This window comes from Bordetella genomosp. 13 (assembly GCF_007679965.1).
In the GTDB taxonomy this organism is placed as follows: Bacteria; Pseudomonadota; Gammaproteobacteria; order Burkholderiales; family Burkholderiaceae_B; genus Bordetella.
On the sequence record NZ_VEHL01000002.1, the window covers coordinates 126,520 to 152,512 of the forward strand.

General features: G+C 69.5%; 20 protein-coding genes. 12 read left to right on the forward strand and 8 right to left on the reverse strand.

Annotated features, from left to right (window positions below; translation table 11 throughout):
- Positions 1-33: 33 nt before the first annotated feature.
- The 4 genes from FS845_RS06445 to FS845_RS06460 are packed head-to-tail and all read right to left on the reverse strand — an operon-like array spanning position 34 to position 6,767.
- The gene (locus FS845_RS06445) at positions 34-3,489 is read right to left on the reverse strand and encodes a DUF2126 domain-containing protein (RefSeq protein ID WP_144631577.1); all 3,456 of its coding nucleotides are present in this window, start codon (positions 3,487-3,489) and stop codon (positions 34-36) included.
- A gap of 58 nt (positions 3,490-3,547) precedes the next feature.
- Complete coding sequence (locus FS845_RS06450; RefSeq protein ID WP_144631579.1) at positions 3,548-4,351, reverse strand: transglutaminase N-terminal domain-containing protein; 804 nt, start codon at positions 4,349-4,351, stop codon at positions 3,548-3,550.
- A 12-nt stretch (positions 4,352-4,363) separates the two neighbouring features.
- Entirely contained in the window at positions 4,364-5,332 is a 969-nt protein-coding gene (locus FS845_RS06455; protein ID WP_144631581.1) for an alpha-E domain-containing protein, read from the reverse strand.
- A gap of 43 nt (positions 5,333-5,375) precedes the next feature.
- Complete coding sequence (locus FS845_RS06460) at positions 5,376-6,767, reverse strand: circularly permuted type 2 ATP-grasp protein (protein ID WP_409929272.1); 1,392 nt, start codon at positions 6,765-6,767, stop codon at positions 5,376-5,378.
- 421 nt (positions 6,768-7,188) lie between these two features.
- Between FS845_RS06460 and FS845_RS06465 the strand changes: the two genes are divergently transcribed.
- Positions 7,189-9,441, forward strand: a complete 2,253-nt coding sequence (locus FS845_RS06465) for a polysaccharide pyruvyl transferase family protein (RefSeq protein ID WP_144631585.1) — start codon at positions 7,189-7,191, stop codon at positions 9,439-9,441.
- Between the two features lie 13 nt (positions 9,442-9,454).
- On the opposite strand, the gene FS845_RS06470 is transcribed toward FS845_RS06465, so the two are convergent.
- Entirely contained in the window at positions 9,455-10,126 is a 672-nt protein-coding gene (locus FS845_RS06470) for a 5-formyltetrahydrofolate cyclo-ligase (RefSeq protein ID WP_144631587.1), read from the reverse strand.
- A gap of 110 nt (positions 10,127-10,236) precedes the next feature.
- On the opposite strand from FS845_RS06470, the gene FS845_RS06475 reads away from it, so the two are divergent.
- Together FS845_RS06475 and FS845_RS06480 are read left to right on the forward strand one after the other, a co-directional pair.
- Entirely contained in the window at positions 10,237-12,378 is a 2,142-nt protein-coding gene (locus FS845_RS06475) for a lytic transglycosylase domain-containing protein (protein ID WP_260986189.1), read from the forward strand.
- A gap of 87 nt (positions 12,379-12,465) precedes the next feature.
- Complete coding sequence (locus FS845_RS06480; protein WP_313960316.1) at positions 12,466-13,569, forward strand: CCA tRNA nucleotidyltransferase; 1,104 nt, start codon at positions 12,466-12,468, stop codon at positions 13,567-13,569.
- Between the two features lie 24 nt (positions 13,570-13,593).
- Here FS845_RS06480 and FS845_RS06485 read toward each other — a convergent pair whose 3' ends face one another.
- The gene (locus FS845_RS06485) at positions 13,594-14,382 is read right to left on the reverse strand and encodes an IclR family transcriptional regulator (protein WP_144631592.1); all 789 of its coding nucleotides are present in this window, start codon (positions 14,380-14,382) and stop codon (positions 13,594-13,596) included.
- Positions 14,383-14,507: 125 nt separating this feature from the next.
- Here FS845_RS06485 and FS845_RS06490 point away from each other — a divergent pair, with 125 nt between their 5' ends.
- The 6 genes from FS845_RS06490 (at position 14,508) to FS845_RS06515 (ending at position 20,370) form a co-directional block, all read left to right on the forward strand.
- Complete coding sequence (locus tag FS845_RS06490; protein WP_260986190.1) at positions 14,508-15,401, forward strand: polysaccharide deacetylase family protein; 894 nt, start codon at positions 14,508-14,510, stop codon at positions 15,399-15,401.
- Complete coding sequence (locus tag FS845_RS06495) at positions 15,398-16,624, forward strand: LVIVD repeat-containing protein (protein ID WP_222129973.1); 1,227 nt, start codon at positions 15,398-15,400, stop codon at positions 16,622-16,624. Before FS845_RS06490 ends, FS845_RS06495 begins: the two co-directional genes overlap by 4 nt.
- Positions 16,621-17,661 carry a CobW family GTP-binding protein gene (locus FS845_RS06500; protein ID WP_144631594.1) on the forward strand — a complete coding sequence of 347 codons (1,041 nt, stop codon included), beginning with the start codon at positions 16,621-16,623 and terminating at the stop codon, positions 17,659-17,661. The genes FS845_RS06495 and FS845_RS06500 overlap by 4 nt, the downstream gene beginning before the upstream one ends.
- A gap of 51 nt (positions 17,662-17,712) precedes the next feature.
- Positions 17,713-18,687 carry a Bug family tripartite tricarboxylate transporter substrate binding protein gene (locus FS845_RS06505; protein ID WP_144631596.1) on the forward strand — a complete coding sequence of 325 codons (975 nt, stop codon included), beginning with the start codon at positions 17,713-17,715 and terminating at the stop codon, positions 18,685-18,687.
- 91 nt (positions 18,688-18,778) lie between these two features.
- Complete coding sequence (locus tag FS845_RS26460; protein ID WP_186332184.1) at positions 18,779-18,982, forward strand: AtzG-like protein; 204 nt, start codon at positions 18,779-18,781, stop codon at positions 18,980-18,982.
- A complete protein-coding gene (locus tag FS845_RS06515; RefSeq protein WP_144631600.1) occupies positions 18,979-20,370 on the forward strand; it encodes an AtzE family amidohydrolase in 1,392 nt (463 codons plus the stop codon). Before FS845_RS26460 ends, FS845_RS06515 begins: the two co-directional genes overlap by 4 nt.
- A gap of 47 nt (positions 20,371-20,417) precedes the next feature.
- Here FS845_RS06515 and FS845_RS06520 read toward each other — a convergent pair whose 3' ends face one another.
- Positions 20,418-21,605 (reverse strand): class I SAM-dependent methyltransferase, encoded by a 1,188-nt coding sequence (locus FS845_RS06520; RefSeq protein WP_144631602.1) that lies wholly within the window; start codon positions 21,603-21,605, stop codon positions 20,418-20,420.
- A complete protein-coding gene (locus tag FS845_RS06525) occupies positions 21,605-22,432 on the reverse strand; it encodes an IclR family transcriptional regulator (protein WP_186332185.1) in 828 nt (275 codons plus the stop codon). The genes FS845_RS06520 and FS845_RS06525 overlap by 1 nt, the downstream gene beginning before the upstream one ends.
- 234 nt (positions 22,433-22,666) lie before the next feature.
- Between FS845_RS06525 and FS845_RS06530 the strand changes: the two genes are divergently transcribed.
- The 3 genes from FS845_RS06530 to FS845_RS06540 are packed head-to-tail and all read left to right on the forward strand — an operon-like array spanning position 22,667 to position 25,982.
- Positions 22,667-23,911, forward strand: coding sequence for a CobW family GTP-binding protein (locus tag FS845_RS06530; RefSeq protein WP_144631606.1), 1,245 nt, complete (start codon positions 22,667-22,669; stop codon positions 23,909-23,911).
- Positions 23,911-25,281, forward strand: coding sequence for a dihydroorotase (locus FS845_RS06535; RefSeq protein WP_186332186.1), 1,371 nt, complete (start codon positions 23,911-23,913; stop codon positions 25,279-25,281). Before FS845_RS06530 ends, FS845_RS06535 begins: the two co-directional genes overlap by 1 nt.
- A 20-nt stretch (positions 25,282-25,301) precedes the next feature.
- Positions 25,302-25,982: an isochorismatase family protein gene (locus FS845_RS06540; RefSeq protein ID WP_144631610.1), complete on the forward strand. Its 681-nt coding sequence runs from the start codon at positions 25,302-25,304 to the stop codon at positions 25,980-25,982.
- Positions 25,983-25,993: the final 11 nt, after the last annotated feature.

The window sequence follows — 25,993 nt, forward strand, 5'->3', positions numbered from 1 at the left end:
TCGTCAGGCCGGGCGTATCGGGCCCGGCCCGGATCAGTCGTGCCGCAAGTCCAGCGTGAAGGGAAACTCGCGGCCCGCTACGGCCGGCTCGGGGTTCAGGCGTCCCGGCGTGTGGCCCATTCTCTGGAACCGCGCCAGCCGCCGGCTTTCCGCCTCGTAGGCGTTGATCGGCAGCACGCCCGGGTTCAGCCCGCCCGGATGTTCGACATGATACTGGCAACCGCCCAGGGAGCGCTGCGACCAGGTGTCGACGATGTCGAAGGTCAGCGGCACGTGCACGGGCACGGTGGGATGCAGCGCCGAGGGCGGCGACCAGGCCTTGTAGCGCACCCCGGCGACGAATTCGCCCGCGCGGCCGGTGGGCTGCAGGGGCAGCGCGCGGCCATTGGCGGTGACCACGTAGCGGCTGTCGTTCAGGCCCGTCACGCGCACTTCCACGCGTTCCGCGGACGAATCCACGTAGCGCACGGTGCCGCCGATCATGCCTTCCTCGCCCATCACGTGCCAGGGTTCCAGCGCGCCGCGCAGTTCCAGCTGGATGCCGCGCGCCGCGATGTCGCCATACAGCGGGAAGCGGAACTCGAAGTGCGGCGCGAACCAGGCCGCGTCGAAGGCGTAGCCGGCCTCGTTCAGGTCAGCGATGACGTCCTCGAAGTCCATGCGCACGAAGGCCGGCAGCATGAAGCGGTCGTGCAGCGCCGTGTTCCAGCGCGACAGCTTGGCCGTATAAGGCGTCTTCCAGAAATGCGCCAGCAGGCCGCGCAGCAGCAGTTGCTGCGCCAGGCTCATCTGGGCGTGCGGCGGCATCTCGAAGGCGCGCAGTTCCAGCAGACCCAGGCGGCCCGTGGGGCCGTCCGGCGAATACAGCTTGTCGATGCAGAACTCGGCGCGGTGCGTGTTGCCCGTGACGTCGATCAGCACGTTGCGCAGCGCCCGGTCGATCATCCAGGGCGGCACCTGGCCGCCGTTGCCGTCGAGCTGCTTGCGGATCTCCTGGATGGCGATCTCCAGCTCCAGGACCTGGTCGTTGCGCGCCTCGTCGATGCGCGGCGCCTGGCTGCTGGGCCCGATGAACAGGCCTGAGAACAGGTACGACAGCGAGGGATGGTTGATCCAGTAGGTCAGCAGGCTGACCAGCACGTCGGGCCGGCGCAGGAAGGGGCTGTCGGCCGGCGTCTTGCCGCCCAGCACGAAGTGGTTGCCGCCGCCGGTGCCGGTGTGCTTGCCGTCCACCATGAACTTCTCGGGGCACAGGCGCGTCTGGAAGGCGGCCTCGTACAGGAACTCGGTGTGGTCGACCAGCTCGTCCCAGTTGGACGCGGGATGGATGTTGACCTCGATGACGCCGGGGTCGGGCGTGACCTGCAGCACCTTCAGGCGCGGGTCGCGCGGCGGCTGGTAGCCCTCGAGCACGATGCGCAGGTCCAGCGCGGCCGCGGTGGCCTCGATGGCCGCCAGCAGCTCCAGGTAGTCTTCCAGGCGCTGCAGGGGTGGCATGAAGATGTACAGCACGCCGTTGCGCGCCTCGGCGCACAGGGCGGTGCGGGTGATCCACGAGGCGGACTCGAAGCGGTCGGGGCGGCGCTCCAGGGGGATGTCGCTGCCCGCCGCCGGGCCCGGGCCGTTGCCCGGATTGTGGCCGTTGCCCGTCCGCGCGCCGCGTCCGGCCGCCGCGCCAGCCGCCGCGCCGCCCGGCATGCCGCCGTTGCCCGGCCTGACGGCGGTGGACGCGCTGTCGCGGCCCGCGCCCGCCGCCATGCCGCGCTGCTGGGGCCGCAGTTCCGCGGGACCCGGCAGGCCGCGCCGCGCGTCGAAGGGATCGCGTTCCAGCACCATCGGGCGGTCGGTGTCCGACACCCAAGGCAGAGAATCCAGCGGCAGGCGGTACCCCATGGGCGAATCGCCCGGAAACAGGTACATGCGCTCGTCGCGGAAGAACCACGGGCCCGTCACCCACGAAGGGCCGCCCAGCGCCGGGCCGTCGCCGCGCTTGAGTGGCAGGGCATACCCCACCACCTTGTCCAGCTTCTGCTCGAACACGCGGCGCAGGCGGTCGCGCTCCAGTTCGTCGTCCAGGCGGGCGTCGAAGGGGTCGACGTTGACCGGCAGGCGGCGCTCGCGCCACAGGAAATAGAAGACGTCCTCGTAGCCGGGCTGCACGTGGTCGGCCGGCAGCCCCAGCTGCGCGCACAGTTCCTGGATGAAGCGGCGCGCGTCGGCCTCGGTGTGGCGGCCTGGCTTGCGCTCGTCGGCGAACAGCGAGGGATCGGTCCAGCAGGCCTGGCCGTCCTCGCGCCAGTACACCGACAGCGCCCAGCGCGGCAGCTGCTCGCCCGGATACCACTTGCCCTGGCCGAAGTGCAGGAAGCCGTTGCTGCCGTAGCGTTCGCGCAGCCGCTGCACCAGTTCGGTGGCGTAGCCGCGCTTGGTGGGGCCCAGCGCGGCGGTGTTCCACTCGGCCGCGTCGCGGTCGGTGGTGGCCACGAACGTGGGCTCGCCGCCCTGGGTCAGGCGCACGTCCTGGCGGTCCAGGTCGTCGTCGATGCGATGGCCCAGGTCCTTGATGGCCTGCCATTGGTCGGCGGTATACGGCTTGGTGACGCGCGGCGACTCGAAGATGCGCGTCACTTCCATCGTATGGTCGAATTCGACCTCGCATTCGTCCACCGCGCCGGTGACGGGCGCGGCGCTGCCCGGCTCGGGCGTGGCCGCCAGCGGAATGTGGCCTTCGCCCGCCAGCAGGCCCGAGGTCGGGTCCAGCCCGATCCAGCCCGCGCCCGGCAGGAATACCTCGCACCAGGCGTGCAGGTCGGTGAAGTCGGCCTCGGCGCCGCTGGGGCCGTCCAGCGATTTCACGTCGGGCGTCAGCTGGATCAGGTAGCCCGACACGAAGCGCGCCGCCAGCCCCAGGTGGCGCAGCGCCTGCACCAGCAGCCAGCCCGAGTCGCGGCACGAGCCCGCGCCGCGGGCCAGGGTTTCCTCCGGCGTCTGCACGCCGGGCTCCATGCGGATCAGGTAGCGGATTTCCTTGTGGACCTGCTGGTTCAACGCGACCAGGAAATCGACCGTGCGCTGTTCGCCGACGTCGACCCGCGACAGGAAATCGGCCAGGCGCGGCGTGACCGGATCCGGCGTGAGATAGGGCGCCAGGTCGCGCGCCAGGGCATCGTCGTAGATGAACGGATAGTTCTCGGCCGACGACTCCAGGAAGAAGTCGAACGGGTTGTACACCGCCATCTCGGCCACCAGGTCGACCGTGATCCTGAATTCGCGCGTCTTGCCCGGGAAATTCAGCCGCGCCAGGTAGTTGGCGTAGGGGTCCTGCTGCCAGTTCAGGAAGTATTCCTCCGGCTCGATCTTCACCGAGTACGACAGGATGGGCGTGCGGCAATGCGGGGCGGGGCGCAGGCGCAGCACCTGCGGCGACAGTCCGACCAGCCGGTCGTACCGGTATTGCGTCACATGCTTCAGCGCTACGTGGATCGTCACAAGGCTCTCCGGGCCGGGGGGGCGGTGCGAAGGATTGGATACCAGGGGTTTGACGGCGTTATTGCTGCCGCACGTCGATCTGTACGGACACGCTCATGGACTCTTCGCCGCCGCCGTTGCGCACGCCGCGCACGGGCGAAGCCGAGTCGTAGTCGCGCGCCACGGCCAACCGGCAATGGCGGTCCGACGCGAAGGCGCGGTTGGTGATGTCCAGGCTGGTCCAGCCGGCCTCGGGCAGCCACACGTCGGCCCAGGCATGGCTGGCGGCCACGTCGCCCGCCGTGTAGTAGTAGCCGCTGACGTAGCGGCCCGGCACGCCCAGGCCGCGCACGCAGGCCAGGAACAGGTGCACGTGGTCCTGGCACACGCCGTGGCCCAGTGCCAGCACCTCGCCCGCGGCCGTGGTCACGTCGGTGATGCCCGGCTCGTAGGCCACCCGGTCGCAGATGGCCTCGGCCAGCGTCATCAGGTCGGCGGGCCTGGACAGCCCGGCGGGCACGGTGTCGCGGCAGAACTGCGCGATGGTTTCGTCGCTCCTGGTCAGCCGGGTCGGCACGCAATAGGCATGCAGCGGCAGGCGGCTTTCCTCGCCGCCGTGTATCTGGCCGCCCTGCAGCGGATCGATCTCGACCTGGCCGGTGACGCGGATCTCGATCTCGCTGTGCGGCTTGTTCAGCACCAGCGTGTGCGTGACATTGCCGTAGGCGTCCACCTGGGCTTCGAGCGGGCCGGGCGCCGCGATGTGCCAGCGCAGCGCGCGCTGGTGGTCGTCGGGCCGCGGCGTCAGGCGCAGCGTCTGGATGCTGTAGCTGACCGGCGAGGTGTAGCGGTAGCGGGTGGTGTGCTTGATCAGATGCTTCATGGGGCTCTCCGGTCAGGCCGACAGCGGCACCAGGAAATCCTGGCTGATGCGGTTGCCCAGGTCATTGATGCGGGCCAGGAACCGTTCCAGGAAGCGATGCAGGCCGCCGCGCAGGATGTCCTCGACCCGGCCGTATTCCAGCTCCGCGCACATCATGCCGGCGCGCCGCTGCGTCTCGGCCGAGCGGCCGTTGGCCACCTGCGCCAGGTCTGCTGCCACTGCGCTGACCGAGGCCAGCAGCGAGCGCGGCATGTCGCCGCGCAGGATCAGCAGCTCGGCCACGCGGTCGGGCGTGATGACGTCGCGGTAGACCTTGCGGTAGATCTCCAGGCCCGACACCGAACTGAGCAGCGCCGACCAGCGGTAGAACTCGCTGTACAGGCCGCTGTCGGGCAGCGGCTCGGCGCGCGTGCCGGCATCCTCGTCGCGTTCGTGGAACTTCACGTCCAGCATGCGCGCGGTGTTGTCGGCACGCTCCAGGTTCATGCCGATGCGCAGGAAATGCAGGGCCTCGTCGTCCAGCATGGTGCCCAGCGTGACGCCGCGCGCCAGGTGCGAGCGGAACTTCACCCATTCGAAGAACTCGCCCGGATTGCGCTCGGGCAGGCCGTGGTCCAGGTGTTTGAGCAGGTCCAGCCAGGTGGTGTTGTAGGTCTCCCAGACCTCTGTGGTCAGGCTGCCGCGGACCGCGCGGGCGTTCTCGCGCGCGGCGCGCAGGCACGAGTAGATGGACGAGGGATTCTGCGCCTCGCGCACCATGTAGTGCAGCACGTCCTGCGGGGTGACGCCGCCGTAGCGCGCGTCGTAGCCGCCCTGCAGCTCGGAGATGCGCAGCACGGCGCGCCACGACCCTTCGAGGGTCTGCGCGTCCTGCGGCAGCAGCGACATCTGCAGGTTCACGTCCAGCATGCGCGCGGTGTTCTCCGCGCGCTCGATGTGGCGGCACATCCAGAAAAGGTTGTCGGCGGTGCGGCTCAGCATGGGAATCTCCAGCCTGCGAATATATTGAGCATGGATTCGGTCATCACTCTTCCAGCACCCAGGTGTCCTTGGTGCCGCCGCCCTGGCTGCTGTTGACCACCAGCGAGCCCTCGACCAGCGCCACGCGGCACAGGCCGCCTGGCACGGTGCGGATCTCCTTGCCGCACAGCACGTAGGGCCGCAGGTCGACGTGGCGCGGCGCCACGCCCGATTCCACGTAGGTGGGTATGGTGGACAGCGCCAGCGTGGGCTGCGCGATGTAGTTGGCGGGATTGGCCCGTACGCGGTCCTTGAAGGCCTCGACCTGCGCCTTCGTGGCGGACGGTCCGACCAGCATGCCGTAGCCGCCCGCGCCGTGGACTTCCTTCACCACCAGCTCGTGCATGTTGGCCAGCACGTGCGACAGCTCGCTGGGCCGCGAGCACTGCCAGGTGGGCACGTTGGACAGGATCGGCTCTTCGTTCAGGTAGAAGCGGATCATGTCGGGCACGTACAGGTACGTGGACTTGTCGTCGGCGATGCCGGTGCCGATGGCGTTGGCCAGCGTGATGCGGCCGGCGCGATACACCGACAGCAGGCCCGGCACGCCCAGTACCGAGTCGGCGCGGAACGACAGCGGGTCCATGAAGTCGTCGTCCAGGCGGCGGTAGATCACGTCGACCCGCTTGGGGCCGCGCGTGGTGCGCATGTAGACGGTGTTCTGCTCGACGAACAGGTCTTGTCCCTCGACCAGTTCCACGCCCATCTGCTGGGCCAGGAAGGCGTGCTCGAAGTACGCCGAGTTGTACATGCCCGGAGTCAGCACGACCACGGTCGGGTCTTCGATGCTGCGCGGCGCGACCTCGCGCAGGTTGTCCAGCAGCAGGTCGGGATAATGGGCGACCGGCTCGACCTTCACGCCCGAGAACACGTCGGGCATCAGCCGCATCGACATCTTGCGGTTCTCCAGCATGTACGACACGCCGGAGGGCACGCGCAGGTTGTCCTCCAGCACGTAGAACTCGCCCTGGCCGGCGCGCACGATGTCCACCCCGGCCACGTGGCAGTAGATGTCCTCGGCCACGTCGATGTCCTGCATCTCGGGGCGATACTGGGCGTTCAGGAAGACCTGCTCGGCCGGCACCACGCCCGCGCGCACGATGTCGTGCCCGTGGTAGATGTCGTGGATGAACATGTTGAGCGCGCGCACGCGCTGCTTCAGCCCCTGGTCCAGGCGCCGCCATTCGTCGGCGGGGATGATGCGGGGGATGAGGTCGAACGGGATGAGCCGCTCGGTGCCGGCCGCGTCGCCGGCCACCGAGAAGGTGATGCCCACGCGCCGGAAGCTGAGGTCCGCCTCGAGCTGGCGGGCCGCCATGACGTCGGCGGGCTGCTGCGCCAGCCATTCGGCATAGGCGCGGTAGTGCTGGCGCACGTTGCCCTGGCCGTCGAGCATTTCGTCGTAGGCCGCGGGGGGGCGGGGTGCAGCGTCGTGCATGGCTCCTCCTTGATGCGCGCCAGGCGACGCCCGGCCGCGCCCGTCCCTTGCCGGGGACGGTACATGATGCATGCATTATGCCTAGCAACACGTATGCCAGCTATGACTGGATGTTGGCGTGCATGACAGGGGTGCAGGAGGGAGCGGGAGGGGGCTTTTTTGCACCGTTTTGGGGAGCCGGCCCCGGGATGGTGCCCGTCGGCCGGGACGTGCGCACGTGGCGCGGGACGGTCGCCTTGCAACGCCGATCCGCCGCTCGCGGTCGGGCGGGCCTGGCCCACCGCGCCGATATAATCTCAAGCCCGCCGGCCTGCGTCCGGCAACGGCCAGCCCGCTGCCAGGGCTGCCTTCGCGGCTCATCAACGACAAGGCATCAGTCATGAGCGGAACTGCCCGCGTGGAACGGCCTAGGGACGGCATCCTCGACAGCGCCCGGGCGCCCCGGATCCTCTATCTCAACTGCACCGCCCAGACCGCCCATATCGGCTGCCTGGCGGTCACCTATGCGCATTTCAAGATGTTCGCCAGGCGGCAGCTGGACGTGGACGTGCGCGGCCTGCAGGAACTCAGGGAGTTGTGGACGGGAACGCGGGAGGCGTCCCGGGACGCGGTCGCCGCCCACGCCGTGGCCGGAGCGATCGATGCCGCGGACGCGGTGGTCATCAATGGCGAGGGCACGATCCATCATGGCCGGGGGCTGCACCTGCTGGCGGTCGCCGAATACTGCCAGGCCATACGCATGCCGGTGCTGCTGGTCAATTGCACGCTGGAAGACGTCGACGGGTTCGACGACGTGCTCGCCGGCATGAGCGACCTGGCCGTGCGCGAGTTCCGTTCGTTCCAGTACCTGAAGCGCAAAGGCATCCGGGCGCGGCTGGTGCTGGACGACTTCATCAACGCCGATTTCGCCGACACCGGGCATCTCGATTTCGGCGGAGCGACGGTCACCACGGACTGGCATCCGCACGTGGAAGACATCGTGGCGCCCATCATGCAGGGGCTGGGCAAGGCCGTCCATTGCCCGATGGCCGTGGGCGACGCGTTCGACCACTGGAGCGGGATCGTCGCCAATTACCGGACGGCATCGCTGGTGGTGGCCGCGCGCTACCACAGCGTCTATGCCGCGGGGCTGGCAGGCGTGCCCTTCGTGGCCTTGCCCTCCAATTCGCACAAGATCCTTGGGCTGATCAAATACTCGAAGCTGCCGTTGCCCTATTGCGCGAAGGCATCGCACTTCGAGGCGTCCAGGAAATCCGCATTGGACAATCCCGGGCTGTTCGAGGAATTCAGGGACTTCCTGGGCGAGCAGCGCGGCGAAGGGGCGATGGCCGGCCTCGACAGGGTGCTTGGCGCCCGTCCGGCGGCCAGCGATGCGCAGGCCGCCCAGGCGGCCGCCGAGGGCTTGCGGGCCATGCGGCAGGACGCTCTGACGCGGCAATATGCGCGGGAGCGCCAGCAGGCGCTGAAAGCCGCGGGCGCGAGCATCGCCGCCACGCGTCAGCTGATCGGCCAGCATGACTATGAGGGCTACCTGAGGCGCCATCCCACGATCTATGCCGAGAGTGCGGAGAACCTCATGCAGCGCGGCCTGGCCCTGTACGGCACGGGCGATCTGCAGGAGGCGGAGGCGCTGTTCCGGCGGGTGCTGCCGCTCAATCCGAAGCAGGCCCGGAAGTACCTCGGACAGCTGTATGCGGACCTGGGCGATGCCGGGCAGCTCGGCGCCCTGTCGGCGGAAGACGCGCCGACGGCGCTGCACATGGACAAGCTGCTCTTCGAGTTGGACCAGCGGCGGTTCGATGCCTTCTGGCAGCTGTGCCTGCTGGACCCGGTGTCTCAGGCGCTGTTCGAGTCGGGCCGGCATTTCCTGCTGAATCCGGACGCCGACGGGATCGTGCTGCAGCTGGAGGGCGGCGTCGGCGACCAGCTGCGGCAAAGCTCCATCTTCGGCCACCTGCGCGAAACCTATGCCAGGGTAACGGTGGCATGCGACCGGCGGCTGCATCCGATACTGAGCCGCAGCGCACCCGATTTCCATTTCGTGGTGCAGACCGATGGCCTGTCGAACGTCTGCCCGGCCCAGGATTTCTTCTCGCTGCGGCATCCGTATCCGGCCCGGCCCTCGCTGGCGGCCAGCGAGCTCCTGCAACGCCACTGGCAGGAGCAGCTGGCGCAGCGGGCGGCGGGACGGCGCATCGTGGGCGTCTGCCAGGGGTCCCACATCCATTCGTGCGAACGGCTGGCCAACGTGTTCCGCTTCGAGCAGTGGCGGCCCTGGCTGCAGGCCAGGCAGGACAGCCACCTGTTCGTCAACCTGTCGCACGATGCCGCGGCGCCGGACGACCTCATCGCGACGCTGCCCGTGCATCTGCGCGACGATTTCGAAGGCGTGGGCGCCCTGATCCTGGGTTGCGACGCCGTCATCACTCCCGCGAACACCATCCTGGATTTCGCCGGCGCGCTGGGGGCCAGGACCATCGGCATGTCGACCGGACACCGGCACCGATGGCGGCAGGGCGACGACGGCCAGGACCTCGTCCATCCCAATACCCGGTGGGCCGGGTCGCCGGCGCCGCTGCAGCACGACGTGGCGCTGGAGCGCGCCTTCGAATTGCTGGACCGGATCGGCTAGCGCTTCAGACGGCCTAGCGCAAAATGAAGCGGGCCGATGCGTCCGGGCCGCGCGCGGGCTCGGTGTCCAGCGGCGCGCGCGGCAGCCAGCCATCGGGAGTCAGCACGGCGTCGAGCCGCACGTCGTGGCTGGCCGCGAGGTAGTCCGCCGGCAGCCGCCCTTCGGTCCAGGCGATGCCGATGGTGACGTAGTCGTGGCCGGCGGCCGTCAGGGCGGCCAGGGTGCGGTCGTAGTAGCCGCCGCCGTAGCCCAGGCGGTCGGCCGCGTCGGTGTAGCCCAGCGTGGGCACCAGGATGACGTCGGGCGTGCAGGGTTCGCCTTCGGATTCGGGGATGCCGAAATGCCCTGGACGCATCGGCGTATCGGGTGTCCAGTTGCGGAATTCCAACGGCTGGCCCAGCGCCGCGATGCGCGGCAGGCAGACGCGCACCCCCGACGCCTCCCATTGTTCCAGCAGCGGCCGCAGGTCGGGCTCGTCGGCCATCGGCCAGTAGGCCGCCACGGATTGCAGGCGGCGTCCCGAGGCGGCGGCTGCGTCGCGGGCCGCGTTGAACCAGCTGAACAGCCTGCCCCGCAACAGCAGTCCTCCGCGCGAACGGGCGGCCTCGGGCATTTCGGCCCGGGCCTGCCGCAATCGCGTGCGTAGCGGGACTGCTGTATTCTGTTCGGGGTTTTGAATCGGCATGCGGGGCGTGGCGGTTCGATGCGCAAACGCCGTCGCGGGCGTTCGGCAAAAGATTTACGGGATGGGCTATGCAGCGGGATCGTCAATCGGGACCTTATCAGAAATCCGCAATGACGGTCCTGCGACCGCAGGGCGCGCCATTCTTCCAGCCGCACGCCTTGCTGCGCTGGCTGCCCGCGCTGGCGCTGGTGTCCACCGCCTGTTCGTCGGTCGATGCGCAGCAGCCCGCGCCGGCCCCGAAGTCCCTGGCCACGGTATCGCCCGCAGCCAACGCCGGCGTGCTGGAACAGCAGGCGCAGATCCAGGCCCAGCAGCCCCAACGTCCCATTTCCGTGCCGCGCGTCGAGCTGGCCGGCCTGCCGCCGTCGCCCGACGACGGCGCGCGCCAGGCCGTGGTGGCCGCGCGCGAGGCAATGACGCGCAAGCAATGGTCGGCCCTGGGCCTGTCCGCGGGCCAGGCCGGCAACGATCCGCTGGCCGTCTACGCTCAATACTGGCTGCTGCGCTACCAGCTCTGGAGCCCGCCCGGCGGCCAGCGCCCCGTGGCGGCGCTCAACCGCTTCATGCAGGCCAACGCGGGCAGCTACCTGGAAGACAAGCTGCGTTCCGACTGGATCATCGTCGCCGGCCGCAGCGGCGACTTCGCCACCGTGCAGGCGCTGGGCGAGCCCAAGGTGTCCAACACCCAGGTCGGCTGCACCCGGGTCGACGCGCAGCACATGACCGGCAAGCGCGCCACCGCGGCGCAGGCGCTGGCGGTGTTCCAGCCTGCCACGGCGTGCTGGGCGCTGTTCGACCAGTTGGTGGCCGACCGCGTGCTGGGCTGGGACCAGATCCAGCCCATGGTGCGCGACGCTGTCGAAGACAACAACCTGACCGACGCCAACAAGCTGGGCGCCTACATCTTCGAGACCAATGACCAGAAGGCGCTGGCCACCCTGCTGAAGGACCCCATGAAGTGGCTGGTCCGGCAGAGCAAGTCGCCGGTCGGCCGCAACGAGAAAGAGCTGGTCACGCTGGCGCTGGCCCGCCTGGCGCGTTCCGACATCGGCGTGGCCGATTCCTACCTGCGCCGCGAATGGGAAAGCCACCTGCCCAAGGCCGACGTAGCCTGGGTGCGCAGCCAGTACGCGCTCATCGCCGCGCTCAACCTGGACGAGCGCGCCCACCGCTGGTATCGCGAGGCCGGCGAGTCGGTGCGCATGACGCCGTACAACCACGCCTGGCGCGTGCGCGCCGCGCTGCGCGAGGCCAAGGTCGACTGGAAATGGGTGCTGGCCTCCATCGGCCAGATGTCGGCCACGCAGCAGGCCGAGCCCGCGTGGGTCTACTGGAAGGCGCGCGGCCAGGCCGCGCAGGGTCAGGGCGAGCAGGCGCGCGCGCTGTATGCGTCCATCGCAGACCAGTTCAACTTCTACGGCCAACTGTCCTCCGAAGAGCTGGGCCGCAGGATCGTGCTGCCGCCGCAACCGCTGCCCGTCACCGATGCCGAGATGGCGCAGGCCCGCGCCAACCCCGGCCTGGTGCGCGCGGTGCACCTTTTCCGCCTGGGCTGGCGCGCCGAGGCCGTGCCCGAGTGGAACTACACGCTGCGCGGCATGAGCGACCGCCAGCTGATGGCCGCGGCCGAGCTGGCCCGCGCCGAAGGCATCTTCGACCGCGTGGTCAACACGTCCGACCGCACGGCCGCCGAATTCGATTTCACGCAGCGCTACATCGCGCCCTTCGAGGGCCGCGTCAGCGCCAAGGCGCGCGCCATCGAACTCGATCCGGCCTGGGTCTACGGCCTGATCCGGCAGGAGTCGCGCTTCGTGATGGAGGCGCGCTCGCACGTGGGCGCCTCGGGCCTGATGCAGCTGATGCCGGCCACCGCCAAGTGGGTGGCGCGCAAGATCGGCATGGAAGACTTCACCCCGGCCAAGGTGCACGACTTCGACGTCAACACCGAGCTGGGCACGAACTACCTGAACATGGTGCTGCGCGACCTGGACAATTCGCAGCTGCTGGCCAGCGCCGGCTACAACGCCGGGCCGCGCCGGCCACTGAACTGGCGCGCCACGTTCTCGCAGCCGGTCGAGGGCGCCATCTTCGCCGAGACCATCCCCTTCACCGAGACCCGCAATTACGTGCAGAACGTCATGTCCAACGCCACGTACTACGCGGCGCTGTTCACCGGCCAGCCGCAATCGCTGAAGGAGCGCCTGGGCAAGGTGTCGCCGACCGGATCGATGGCGGCGGCGGAACTGCCTTGATGCCGTGGGCGTACCGGACATCGGCTCCAGGGGCGAATACCGGCGTGTTCAGCACGACGGTATTCCAGTGATCACGTCGGCACACCCATGAGCGCCGCGAAAGACCCCGCCGTCGACGGCCTGCAGGCCTACGTCGTGGGCGGCGCCGTGCGCGACGAGATGCTGGGCCTGCCCGCCGGCGACCGCGACTGGGTGGTGGTGGGCAGCACGCCCGAAGAGATGTCGCGCCGCGGCTTCGTGCCCGTGGGCGGCGACTTCCCGGTGTTCCTGCATCCGCGCACCAAGGAGGAATATGCGCTGGCGCGCACCGAACGCAAGTCCGGGCGCGGCTACCAGGGCTTCACGTTCTACACGGGCGCCGATGTCACGCTGGAACAGGACCTGCTGCGCCGCGACCTGACCGTCAATGCCATGGCGCGCACGCCCGAGGGCGCGCTGGTCGATCCGCTGGACGGCGCGGCCGACCTGCGTGCCCGCGTGTTCCGCCACGTCGGCGAGGCGTTCTCCGAAGACCCCGTGCGCATCCTGCGGCTGGCGCGGTTCGCGGCCCGGTTCGGCGATTTCACCGTGGCCGACGACACGTTGCGGCTGTGCCGCGACATGGTCGAGGCCGGCGAGGCCGATGCGCTGGTGCCTGAGCGCGTCTGGAAGGAAATGTCGCGCGGCCTCATGGCCGAGACGCCCTCGCGCATGCTGGACGTGCTGGGGCAGGCGGGGGCGCTGGCGCGGGTGGCGCCCGGATTGCAATGGACCGATGCGCATGGCTCGGCGCTGGACGAGGCCGCGCGGGCGGGATTGCCGCTGGCCAGCCGCTATGCCGTGCTGGCGCGCACGGCCGACGATGCGCCCGCGCTGGGACGGCGCTGGCGCGTGCCGGCCGAGTGCGCGGACTACGCCCGCCTGCTGCAGCCCATGCTGGCCTACGCCAGGCAGTGCGACGCGCCCGATGCCGAACGGGCATTGGCGTTGATCGAAACCTGCGACGGCCTGCGCAAGCCGGAGCGCTTCGCCGAACTGGTGCGCGCCGCCGCCTTGCTGCACCCGTTCGACGCGGCGGCGCTGATGGATGCGCTGGCCCGCGTGCGCGCCGTCGACGCGGGCGAGATCGCGCGCGGCCTGGCCGGCGATCCCTCGCGGATCAAGGAAGCGGTGCGCGCGGCGCGCCTGCGCAGCCTGTCGTCCCCGGCCTGAGGTGGGGCCCGAGGGCCCGCCCGGCTAGCCTTCCGAATCCCGGTACAGCAGCAGCTCCACGTTGCCCACTTCCTGTTCCAGCAGCGGCAGGATTTCGCGCCGCCGGGCGGGCGTCATGCGGTTGGAGGTGGCGGCGATGGTCATGGCCGCGGCCGGAATGCCGAATCCATTGCGCACCGGCAGGCCGATGGCGGTCACGCCCGGCACCGCCGTTTCGCCGATCGCGGCATAGCCCTGCGCGCGCGACGCCTGCACGACCTGCGCCAGGTGCAGGCCGTCCAGCTCGCCATACGCGCCCAGGCGGGCGTCGACCGCGTTGACGATGGCATCCACCGCCTGTTCCGGCAAGGCCAGCAGGATCGCCAATCCGCCGGCGTTCACCCCCAGCGGCTGCCGGCTGCCCACTGTGACCACGGGCGTCTGGATGGGATAGTGCCCCTGGACGCGATCAATGCACACGGCGTCGTTGCCGCGCCGGATGAACAGGAAGGCCGTATCGCCCGTGGCATCGGCCAGCCGGCGCAGCGAAGGGCGGCACAGCTCCACCAGGTTGAACTGCGGGGCGGCCGCCAGGCCCAGTTCGAACACCAGTGGTCCCAGCCGATAGCGGCGGGTCGCGGCGTCGCGCGCCGCCAGTGCGTCCTTCTCCATTGCCTTCAACAGGCGATGCGCGGTCGGGGGCGTCAGGCCGGCCAGCCGGGCCACGTCGACGAAGCGCAGTCCCGTCTCCTGATGCTCGGCCAGCAGTTTCAGCAGCCCGGCGATGCGGGACACGGCCTGTGCGCCGGTGATCGACGCTGCGCGGTCGTTCATGGGGTACGTCACTTATATCCAAATAGTGGAATTAATGAGGCTGGCGATTGACGCCTCATTTGCGGGTAAATAGATTGAAAACCTGTGTTGCGGCTATGCCAAAACCCCCAAGGAGATTTCACTATATGGATATTATGACCCCGCGCGACCGGTTGCCGTATTCGGCCATCGTCGACCGCGCTCCGCTGGCTGCGCCCAAGGGTGCCCGTGTGATCGTATGGCCCATCGTCAACGTCGAGGACTGGGACATCGCGCGCGCCATGCCGCGCCAGGTGCTGCCCGCGCCCACCGGCGTGTCGGTCGCGCCTGACGTGCCCAACTGGGCCTGGCACGAATACGGCATGCGCGTGGGCTTCTGGCGCCTGTTCGACGCGTTCAAGCGATTCGGCGTGCGTCCCACGCTGTCCATCAACGGCCGGGTGTGCCGCACCTATCCCCGCATCGCCGAGGCCGCCCGCGACGCGGACTGGGAGTTCATGGGCCACGGCTACATCCAGATGCCGATGCACCAGGTCGAGGACCCGGCCGGCATGATCGCCCAGACGGTGCAGGAGCTGTCGGCCTTCACCGGCCGCAAGGTGGTGGGCTGGCTCGGGCCGGGCCTGACGCAAAAGCTGGACACGGTCGACCTGCTGCACGCGGCCGGCATCCGCTACATCGGCGACTGGGTGCTGGACGACCAGCCCTGCAGGCTGCGCACCGCCAGCGGCCCGATGGTGGCGATGCCCTATTCCGTTGAGTTGAACGACATCCCCATGATGGCCGTGCAGCATCACGAGGCCGGCGAATTCCTGCGCCGCGTGACCGACACGTTCGACCGGCTCTACGAAGAGGGCACCGAGCACGTGCGCATCATGGGCATCGCCGTGCACCCCTTCCTGAGCGGCGTGCCGCATCGCATCAAGTACTTCGAGCAGGCGTTCGAATACATGCTGGGCCGCGAAGGCGTGCACTTCATGACGGGCGAAGAAATCCTGGCCTGGTACGACCAGGCGGCTCCGGCGGGAGACGCGGCATGATCAAGGCACACTATCCGCAGCAGTCCCGCATGCGGCTGCTGTCGCAGCACGACCTGGGCGGCTTCGGCGGCGTGGGCGAAGGCATCGCGCTGCAACTGGCGCCGGACGGCCGCCGCATCCTGTGGATGGCGCACGAAAGCGCGCCCAAGAACTTCACCGGCGTGGACGTCTCCGACCCGCGTGCGCCGCGCGTCGTGGTGCAGACCGAGCTGCCGCACGCGTCGGTCCGCTCCAATTCGCTGGAGGTCTCGGGCAACCTGATGGCCGTGGCCTACCAGGTCAGCCGCCCCGGCCTGGCGCCGGCCGGCTTCGACCTCTTCGACATCAGCGTGCCCGAGCAGCCGCGCCTGCTGTCGCATTTCGACGCGTCGGCGCCGCATTCGCGCGGCGCGCACTGCCTGTGGTTCGTCGATGGCCAGACCGTGCACATGGCCTGCGGCGATCCCGCGCGCGTGCCGCGCAATCCCAAGGACGACCAGGTCTATCGCATCGTCGACGTCAGTTCGCCGACCCAGCCGCGCGCGGTGGGCGCATGGCACCTGCCCGGCACGATGGAGGGCGACGCCGAGGAGCCGCCCAAGCGCCTGCCGGCGGCCTTCGATTCGGGCTTCCGCGCCCACAACACCAACGTCTTCCCGCAACGGCCCGACCGCTGCTACCTGGGCTACCTGGACGCGGGCGCGTTCATCATGGACATCTCGGACCTGTCCAATCCGAAGCCCGTCTCGCGCTTCATGAACTCGCCGCCGTTCAAGGGTTTCACGCACACGGCCCTGCCGCTGTTCAACCGCAATCTGCTGGTGGTCAGCGACGAGACCGTGCAGGACGATGCCGGGGACTGGCCCAAGCTGGTGTGGATGGTGGACATGACCGACGAATCGAACCTGGTGTCGATTTCCACGTTCCCGATGCCGCCCGTCGAGGTGCACAAGCATCGCGGCGGCCGCTTCGGCGCCCACAATGTGCACGAGAACACGCCGGTACCCGGCTCGTGGCAGTCGGAGGACTACATCGTCTGCACGTTCTTCAACGGCGGCGTGCGGGTCTACGACATCCGCGATCCCTATGCGCCGGTGGAGGCCGCGTATTTCGTGCCCGAGGCGCCGGCGGGGTCTCCGGTGGGCTCGATCCAGTTCAACGACGTGTTCGTGGACGACCGCGGCATCGTCTTCGCGGTGGACCGCCACGCTGGCGGACTGTACGCGCTCGAGATGGATCTATGAGCGCAGCCGTCGCTTCCGGCCCTCGCGATCCCCGCCTGCCGGTGATCGTGGTGTCCGGCTTCCTGGGCAGCGGCAAGACCACGTTGCTGCGCCAGGTGTTGTCCAGCCCGGAGCTGGCGGGTTCGATGCTGATCGTCAACGAGATCGGCGAGATCGGCATCGACCATCATCTGCTGGAGCGCTCGGACGAACAGACCGTGCTGCTGGACAACGGCTGCATGTGCTGCCAGCTGCGCACCGACCTGCAGACCCTGCTGGTGGACCTGTCGATGCGGCGCCGGCGCGGCGAACTGCCCAGCTTCGAGCGCATCATCGTCGAGACCAGCGGCATGGCCGATCCCGGCCCGGTGGCACAGACGCTGTATGGCGACGGCCCGCTGGCGCGGCAGTACCGCCTGGCCCACGTCGTGACGCTCGTCGACGCCACGCAGCCGCAGGCCCGCGCCGCCGCGCCCCGCATGGCCGAGCGCCAGGTGGCGGCGGCGGACCTGGTGCTCATCACCAAGGCCGACCGGGCGACGCCCGCGCAGTGCGAAGACGCCTTGCAGTGGGCGCGCGGCATCAACGCCCAGGCTCGCTGCGAGACGACCTCGATGGGCGACCTGGACGTGTCCCTGCTGGTGGCGGCGTCGCCCTTCGCGCGCTGGGACGACGCGATCGGCGGCGCCGGCCAGGAGGCCGAGGGCAGCTACCTGGGCCGCCACGCGGCGCTGCATCCGCGCGGCGTCGCAAGCTTCGTCTACACCTTCGCGAAGCGGCCCGAGCGCGCGGTGTTCCAGCTCTTCCTGGAGACGCTGACCCGGCTGCGCGGCCCGGATCTGCTGCGTACCAAGGGCATTCTGTATTTCGAAGGCGAGCAGGCTCCCGCGTTGATCCAGGGGGTCTGCCACGTGTTCGACAAACCGGTGGCGCTTGCGCCGGGCGCGGCCGCGCCCGAGCAGTCGTCGCTGGTCTTCATCGCGCGGGGCGTGACTCGGGACGACATCGAGGCGCTCTGGTCCGCGTTCATCCGGCTTGCCGCGGGTCCTCGGGACTGAGGTCCGGCAGCCATTTCAAGCACGTCAAATTACATACAAGGGTTGATCATCATGTTGCGTCGTTCCTTTCTTTCTTTCTGCTGCGTACTGGCTCTCGGTGCCACGGGCGCCGCGCAGGCCCAGTCCAACTATCCCAGCCGGCCGATCCGGATGGTGGTGGGTTTCCCGCCCGGCGGCATTTCCGACGTGCTGGCGCGCACGGTCGCCGCCGAGGCGTCCGCCGTGCTGGGCCAGAGCATCGTGGTCGAGAACCGGCCGGGGGCCGGCACCACCATCGCGTCGGACACGGTGGCGCGCTCCGCGGCCGATGGCTACACGCTGCTGTTCCAGGACCTGACCACCCATGCCATCAACGCCAGCCTGTACAAGAAGCTGCCGTTCGATACGCTGGAGGACTTCACGCCGGTGGCGCTGGTGTCCTCGTCGCCCCTGATGCTGGTGGTCAACGCCAATTCGCCGGCCAAGACCGTGGCCGACCTGATGGCGCGCGGCAAGGGCAAGGAAGGAGCCTTGACTTACGGCTCGTCGGGCAACGGCACGATCATCCACCTGGCCAGCGAAATGATGGATCGCGCGTCCGGGGTGAAGTCGCTGCACGTGCCCTACAAGGGCAGCGCGCCGCTGGTGCAGGCCTTGTTCTCCGGCGAGATCGACTTCGCCTTCAGCAGCATGCCGCCGGCGGTGTCGCAAGTCGCGGCAGGACGCCTGCGCGCGCTGGCGGTCAGCACGCCCGACCGCGTCGACGTGCTGCCCGACGTGCCCACCATCGCCCAGGCGGGCGTGCCGGCTGCCGAAGTCGTGCTGTACAACGGCGTGCTGGCGCCGCGCGATCTGCCCGCCGACGTGCTGGCCAAGCTGAGCGACGCGTTCTCCAGGGCCGTGCAGAGCGAGAAGCTGAAGGCCACGTACAAAGGGCTGGGCGCCAAGCCCATGGCCGTCAGCCCCGAGAAAGTCCGCGAGCAGATCCGCGAGGACGTGACGCGCTATGCCAAGGTCGTCAAAGAGGTCGGCGTCCAGATCGATTGAGCTGACAGCAGAAGCAGGCCGGGCGCGGAGCACTCGTACACCGGTGCCGGGCGCGGCTTCGCGCTTCCTCGCTTTCCACCAGGAGTTGTTGATGACAAATGATTCTTCCGTGTCCAGGGCCGCGTCGCCGGACGAGACCGTGGGCGCCTTGCTGGCCCTGGCCGGCTATGCCGCGGACCCCGCGCGCCAGGCGCGCGTGGCTGCCGAATTCGCGCGTTTCGCCGCCATGGCCAGGTCGCTGGAGGCCGCTGTGGCCGATCGCGACCAGGCGCCCCTGCCGGTGTTCCGGCCATGAGCGGCGACTGGATCGGCAAGGGCGTCGGTGCCGTCGAGCTGGCGCGCCGCGTCCGCGACGGCCAGTGCCGCGCGGTGGACCTGCTGGACGCCTGCCTGGCGGCCATCGAGGCGCGCGAGCCCACCCTGAATGCGTTCACGCACGTGACGCACCAGCGGGCCCGCCGCGAGGCCGAGGACGTCGACGCCCGGCGCGCGCGGGGCGACACCCTGCCGCCCCTGGCGGGGGTGCCCTACGCGGCGAAGAATCTGTTCGACGTCACGGGCGTCGCCACGCTGGCGGGCGGGCGCGTCAACGCGTCCGATCCGCCGGCGGCCGATGACGCCACCGCCGTCGCGCGCCTGCGCCAGGCGGGCGCGGTGCTGGTGGGCCTGCTCAACATGGACGAGCACGCCTATGGCTTCACCACCGAGAACTCGCACTATGGCGCCACGCGCAATCCGCATGATGCATCGCGCGTGGCGGGCGGGTCGTCCGGCGGCTCGGGCGCCGCAGTCGGCGCGGGACTGGTGCCGTTCGCGCTGGGAACCGATACCAACGGCTCCGTGCGCGTGCCGGCGTCGCTGTGCGGCATCTATGGCCACAAGCCGACGTATGGGCGGCTGCCGCGTGGCGGGGTGTTTCCCTTCGCGTACAGCCTCGACCACGTGGGCGTGCTGGCGTCGAGCCCGGCGGACGTGGCGTTGACGTGCGACGTGATGCAGGGCGCGGACCCGCGCGACCCGGCGGCGGTGGCCGCGCCGGGCAGCCTGGCCCGGCCCGCGTTGCCCGATGGCCTGCGGGTCGGCGTGCTGGGCGGCTGGTTCGAACGCTGGGCGGGCTTGGCCGCGCGCCAGGCGCTGGGCATGGCGGCCGACGCGTTGCAGGCCCGCGGGCATGCGGTGCTGGAAGGCGCCGAGTCGGCGCGTTCCGCGGCCTTCGTCATCACCGGCGCCGAGGGCGGCGCGTTGCATCGCGCGCGGCTGCGCACGCACTACGACCAGTACGAACCGCATTCGCGCGACCGCCTCATCGCGGGCTCGCTGTTGCCGGCGGCGTGGGTGCAGGCCGCGCAACAAGTGCGACGCCAGGTCTATGAAGAGGCCATGCGCCTGTTCGAGCACTATGACTTGCTGCTGGCGCCGGCCACGCCGGTGGAAGCCCCGCCCATCGGCGCGGCGGAGTTCGACATGGATGGAGAGCGCCTGCCGGCGCGCGCCAGCCTGGGCCTGCTGACGCAGCCCCTGTCGTGCATCGGCCTGCCCGTATGCACCGCGCCGGTCTGGCCGGCGGGCGCGGGCGGCCTGCCCATCGGCGTGCAGCTGATCGCCGCGCCCTGGCGGGACGACCTATGCCTGGCCGCCGCGATGGAGCTGGAACGCCTGGGCGTGGCCCGCTGCGCGCCCTGAGGGCGCATGGCCGCGCTGGCGGTGCAAGGCCGGCCGCGCGGCGGCCGCTACAGCGCGTCCAGCCGGTCTCCGCGCATGAAGCCCAGCAACGGGCCGGGCATGTCCCGGCCCACGGCGAGCACCTTGAACAGTTCGCCCATCTCGGCCTCGGACAGCAGCCGCTGCACCGGCGCCAGCATGGCCGCGTACTGGCGCGCGTCTTCGGGGTCCTGCAGGGCCATCAGGTCGAGCAGGCCGGCATTCATCAGGAAGCGCGCCTGCGAGGTGTAGCCCAGCACCTGCAGGTCCGCCGCCAGCGCGGCGTCCGCCATCGCGGTGAAGTCCACGTGCGCGGTGATGTCCTGCAGCCCCGGCGCGGCGAAGGGATCGGCATGCGCGTGGTGCCGCAGGTGGCACATCAGCGTGCCGCCCGCGCGTTGCGGGTGGTAGTACTCGTGGCGCGGAAAGCCGTAGTCCAGCAGCAGCGCGGCGCCCCGCTTCAGCCAGCCGCCCAGTTCGCGCATCCAGGCCTCGGCCTGCGGATTGATCTCGGAGACATAGCCCGGCAACGGGGGCATGCGCGCGGTGACGGCCTGGCTCAGCGCCGCATCGGCGGGCCTGTCCGCCCAGGCGAATCCGCCTGCGTCGTCCAGCGTCACGCCGCGCTCGAGCACCGTGGCCTGTTCGCTCCAGCGGAACAGGGTGACGGGCATGGCGTCCAGCACTTCGTTGGCCAGCACGCAGCCCTCGAAGGCCTGGGGCAGCGCATCGAGCCACTGCACGCGTTGCCCGTAGGCAGCCAGGCGTTGCCGCTGGCGGCCGCGCAGGTCGGCCGACACCTCCACGATGCGGTATTGCGCGGAGACGCCCAGCCGGTCGAGTTCGGCCAGCACGCCCTCGGCCAGCGCGCCGCTGCCCGCGCCGAACTCCAGCACGGTCGACGTGCCGGAGTCTTCCAGCACCTGACGCACCTGGCGCGCCACGGTATGGGCGAACAAGGGCGTCAGTTCCGGGCCGGTGACGAAGTCGCCCGACGGCAGGCCGCCTGCCTTGTCCTGGGCCGATTCGGCCAGCTTGACCGCGCCCGCGGTGTAGTAGCCCAGGCCCGGCGCGTACAGCGCCTGGGCCATGAAAGCCTCGAAGGGCAGCCAGCCGCCCGCGGCGCGCACGGCTTCGCGCAAAGCCTGCGCCACGCGCGCGCTGTGCGCCAGGGCATCGGGGTCCAGGGGAGGCAGGTTGGCGGTGGTGCGGGTCATCAGGGAAGGCGGTCGAGTATCTCGCGCGCGCTGGCGCGGTCCTGCCAGGCTTCATAGGCCTGGCTGCCCAGTTGGACGGACAGCGTGGCGGCATGCCGTTGCAGTGTCTGGACCTGCGCGCGCAGCGGCGGGTTGGGAATGTTCTGGATCGAGCCCACGATGGCCAGCACGCCGGCCAGGTGGTCGCCGTGCCGGAAGATCGGCGCGGCCAGGGTATTCACGCCCAGCATCATCTCGCCGTCGGACACCTCGTACATCTGGTGGCGGATCAGGTCCAGCCGCTTGCGGATCTCGCGCGGATCGATGATGGATCGTTCGGTCTCCGGGCGCAGCTCTTCGGCCAGCCGCGCTTCCTGGATGGGCTGCGGCGCGAAGGCCAGCGTCAGCCGGCCCAGCGCCGAGCAATGGGGCAGAGGGCGATTGCCAGGCTTCACGCTGATCAGGATGCGCGCGTAGATGTTGTCCACCGTGGCGATGACCATGGGAGTGCCGTTGATCGGCACGGCCAGCACCGCGGTTTCCTTCAGCTCGTCGCGGATCTGCACCATGTACGGCGTGGCGCGCGCGCGCAGGTCGAATTGGTTGCCGGCGGCCTCGCCCAACTGGAACACGCGCCAGCCCAGGTGATAGCGGTCGGTGGCCTGTTCCTGTTCGATCAGGCCCATTTCTTTCAGCGTGGACAGGTGCCGGTGCACGCGCGGCTTGGTCTCGCCCAGCGCGTCGGCCAGTTCGGTCACGCCCATGGGGCGCTGCTGGACCGCCAGTTCGTCCAGCAGCCGCACGGTGACTTTTACCGCTTCAACGGAATTGGGGTTTTTTTCGGCCATGGCGCCGGGGCGGACGTATGCAGGGGTATGAGCGGGAAGCCTTGCATTCTGCCGCATTTCATTCGAGTTCATGGACCAGGCAGTCCTTTGGTGGAAGGCAAAATATCTACAGTAACGTCAGAAGATACGTTATTTCGACTAGCGTAATACATGGGCTGTTGATATGCTATACGAAATCGAATTACGGCTAACGTAACAACACAAGGAGAATCCGTCGCGTTGACGGCATCGCCCATGCGTCCATCCATCGATTGCGATTTGCTGACCGGCTTCCTGGGCAGCGGCAAGACCACGCTGCTCAATGCCTGGCTGCGCGCGCCGCAGGCCGCCGGCACCGCCGTGGTCGTCAACGAGGTGGGTGACATCGGCATCGACCAGCTGGTGCTGGCCCAGGTGGCCGAGAACCTGACGCTGCTGGAATCGGGCTGCCTGTGCTGCACGCTGAACGGCAGCCTGCGTGAAACCCTGCTGGACCTGTGCGCCAACGCCGAACGGGCAGGCCGGCCGCTGTCGCGCATCGTGGTCGAGACCACGGGGCTGGCCGAGCCGCTGCCCATCCTGCATACGCTGCTGGGCGATCGCTCGCTGGCCGGCGTGGTGCGGCTGAACCAGGTGGTGGTCACGGTGGACGGCGGGCAGGGCATGCGCCAGCTGGACACCCAGCCCGAGTCCGTGCGGCAACTGGCCGCGGCCGAGGTCGTGGTGCTGACCAAGACGGACCTGGCCGAAGCCGAGGGGCTGCGTGAACTGGAAGCCCGCATCGCCGCCGCGAATCCGCTGGCGGACGTCGTGCGGTCCAAGGGGGGCAGCGCGGCAGTGCCGGTGTTCACGCGGCAAGGGGGCGACCCGCAGCGTGTGGCGGTACGCGAGGCGGCCCGGGTGGCGGCGCGGCCGGGCGCGCATGGGCATGGCGGACCGGGTCACGATCACGGCCATGGACATGATCATGGTCATGCCGATTGCACTGGCGGCGATTGCGCGCACGCGAGCCACGAGCGCGGTCATGCCGTCGCCCATGACCACGGCGCGGGCCACGACCACGCCGGCCCGCATGACCCCGACGCCGCGCACGCCCACCCGCCCGGCGTCTTCCACGACCGCGTCGGCACCCACGGTTTCTATATCGACCATCCCACCACCTGGGCCGGCATCGCCGCCTGGTGGCACCTGGTCAGCCGGCATTACGGCGACGACCTGCTGCGTTGCAAGGGCCTGCTGCGCCTGTCCGATGCCCGGCCGCCGCAGATCTTCGTGCAGACCGTCGGCAAGGTCTTCCATCCGCCCGAGGCCGTCGCCCAGTGGCCCGATGCCGATCCGCGTTCGCGGCTGGTGTGCATCGGCGCGGGCCTGGATCGCGCATGGCTGGTCCGGAGCCTGGCCGCGCTGCGCATCGACGAGCCCGGCCTGCTGCCCTCGACGCTGGGCGAGCTGGCCAGCCTGAACCTAGTTCAATCCCCCAAGCAATCGGAGAACCCTTGATGTCCACGGATTTTGTCCTGCGCGGCGGCCTGGCCGTCGATGCGCAGACCGACGGCCAACCCCTGGATCTGCTGGTGCAGAACGGCAAGATCGCCGCCCACCTGGCCCCCGGCACACCCGTGCAGGAAGGCCTGCCCGAGATCTCGGCCGCCGGCCTGCACGTCTTTCCGGGCCTGATCGACGCCCACGTGCACTTCGGCTTCGGCGAGAAGATCACCGAGTACGCCACCGAGACCATCTACGCGGCGCAGGGCGGCTTCACCACCGTGCTGGGCTACTTCCTGAACAACGAGGCCTACACCGACGTGTATCGCCGCGAGCAGGAGTACGCGCGCACGCGGGCCTACGTCGACTACGGCTTCCATTTCAGCGTGGCCAACGAGCAGCACGTGCGGGAACTGGCCGAGTACGTGCGCGACTACGGCGTCACCTCGTTCAAGTACTTCATGAATTTCAAGGGCGAGGAAGGCCGCTACCTGGGGCTGGACGGCACCGACGACGGCTATTTTTACGACCTGCTGGCGCAGGCCGCCAAGCTGGGCGACGTGAAGATCGTCTGCCACACCGAGAACATCGAGATCGTCAATCGCGTGCGCCGCCGCATGCAGGCCGAGGGCCGCGACACGCTGAAGGACTGGTCGCTGTCCAAGCCCGCCTTCACCGAATCGGAAAGCTGTGTGCGCGCGATGTACTTCGCCGAGCACCTGGGGGCGCGCATCTACATTCCGCACCTGAGCACCCGCATGGCGCTGGACGAGGTGCGGCGTTGGCGCCAGCGCTACGAACACGTGCACGTCGAGACCTGCCCGCACTACCTGACGCACGACCAGGACGTGGACCTGGGCCCGCTGGGCAAGGCCAATCCGCCGTTCCGCAGCAAGGACGACGTCGAGGCCATGTGGGAGGGCCTGCGCGACGGCAGCATCGAGGTGGTCGCCTCCGATCACGTACCGCGCAAGAAGGCCACGAAGGAACGGCCGCTGTGGCTGGCGTCGCAGGGCTTCCCGGGCACGGCCACCATCCTGCCGGTGCTGCTGTCCGAGGGCTATCACAAGGGCCGGCTGGGCCTTTCGCGCATCGCCGAGGTGCTGACGCGCGGACCGGCGCGCATCTTCAACCTCGATCCGCTGAAGGGTTCGCTGGCCGTGGGCGCCGACGCGGACCTCACCCTGGTCGACATCGACAAATCCCGCGTGGTGCGCGCCGAGGAACTGGGCTCCTATTCGGACTACAGCCTGTACGACGGCTGGGACCTGAAGGGCTGGCCCGTGCGCACCATCGTGCGTGGCAAGACCGTGATGCAGGACGGCAGGATCACCGGCGAGCCGGGCCACGGCCGCTATCTGTCGCGCACCGCCGCCGCGCAATGAACATGAAGGAGCATGCAGACATGAAGCCTTGGGACGACATCATCAGCGACGAGGAACAGCGCGCCTACCGGGCCGCCGGCTTCGGCCGGCCCAGCGGGCTGGGCAAGCGGCCGGCGCTGCTGATCATCGACGTGCAGTACCGCACGGTCGGGACGAAGCCGCGGCCGTTCTGGGAGTCGATCGAGGAGTTCCCCACCAGCTGCGGCGAGGTGGGCTGGCAGGCCGTGGGCCACATCGCGCGCCTGCTGGCGGTGTTCCGCGAGCGCGGCTGGCCCGTGCTCTATCCGCACGTCGCGCCCAAGAAGGCGACCGACGGCGGCCGCCTGGCCGAGAAGGTGCCGGCCATCATGAACATTCCCGCGCACGGCTACGAGTTCGTGGCCGAGGTCGCGCCGCGCGAGGGCGACGTGCTGTTGCCCAAGAAGCATCCCAGCGCGTTCTTCGGCACCGCGCTGGCCAGCCACCTGATCGACCTGCAGGCCGACACGCTGGTGGTCACCGGATGCACTACCAGCGGCTGCGTGCGCGGCAGCGTGGTCGACGCTTTCTCGCTGAACTTCAAGGTTTTCGTGCCGCAGGACGCGGTGTACGACCGCAGCCAGGTGTCGCATGCGGTGAACCTGTTCGACATGTCGGAGAAATACGCCGACGTCGGGACCACCGACGCGCTCATCGGCAAGCTGGAAACGGTAGGCAGATAAGAACCTCAACG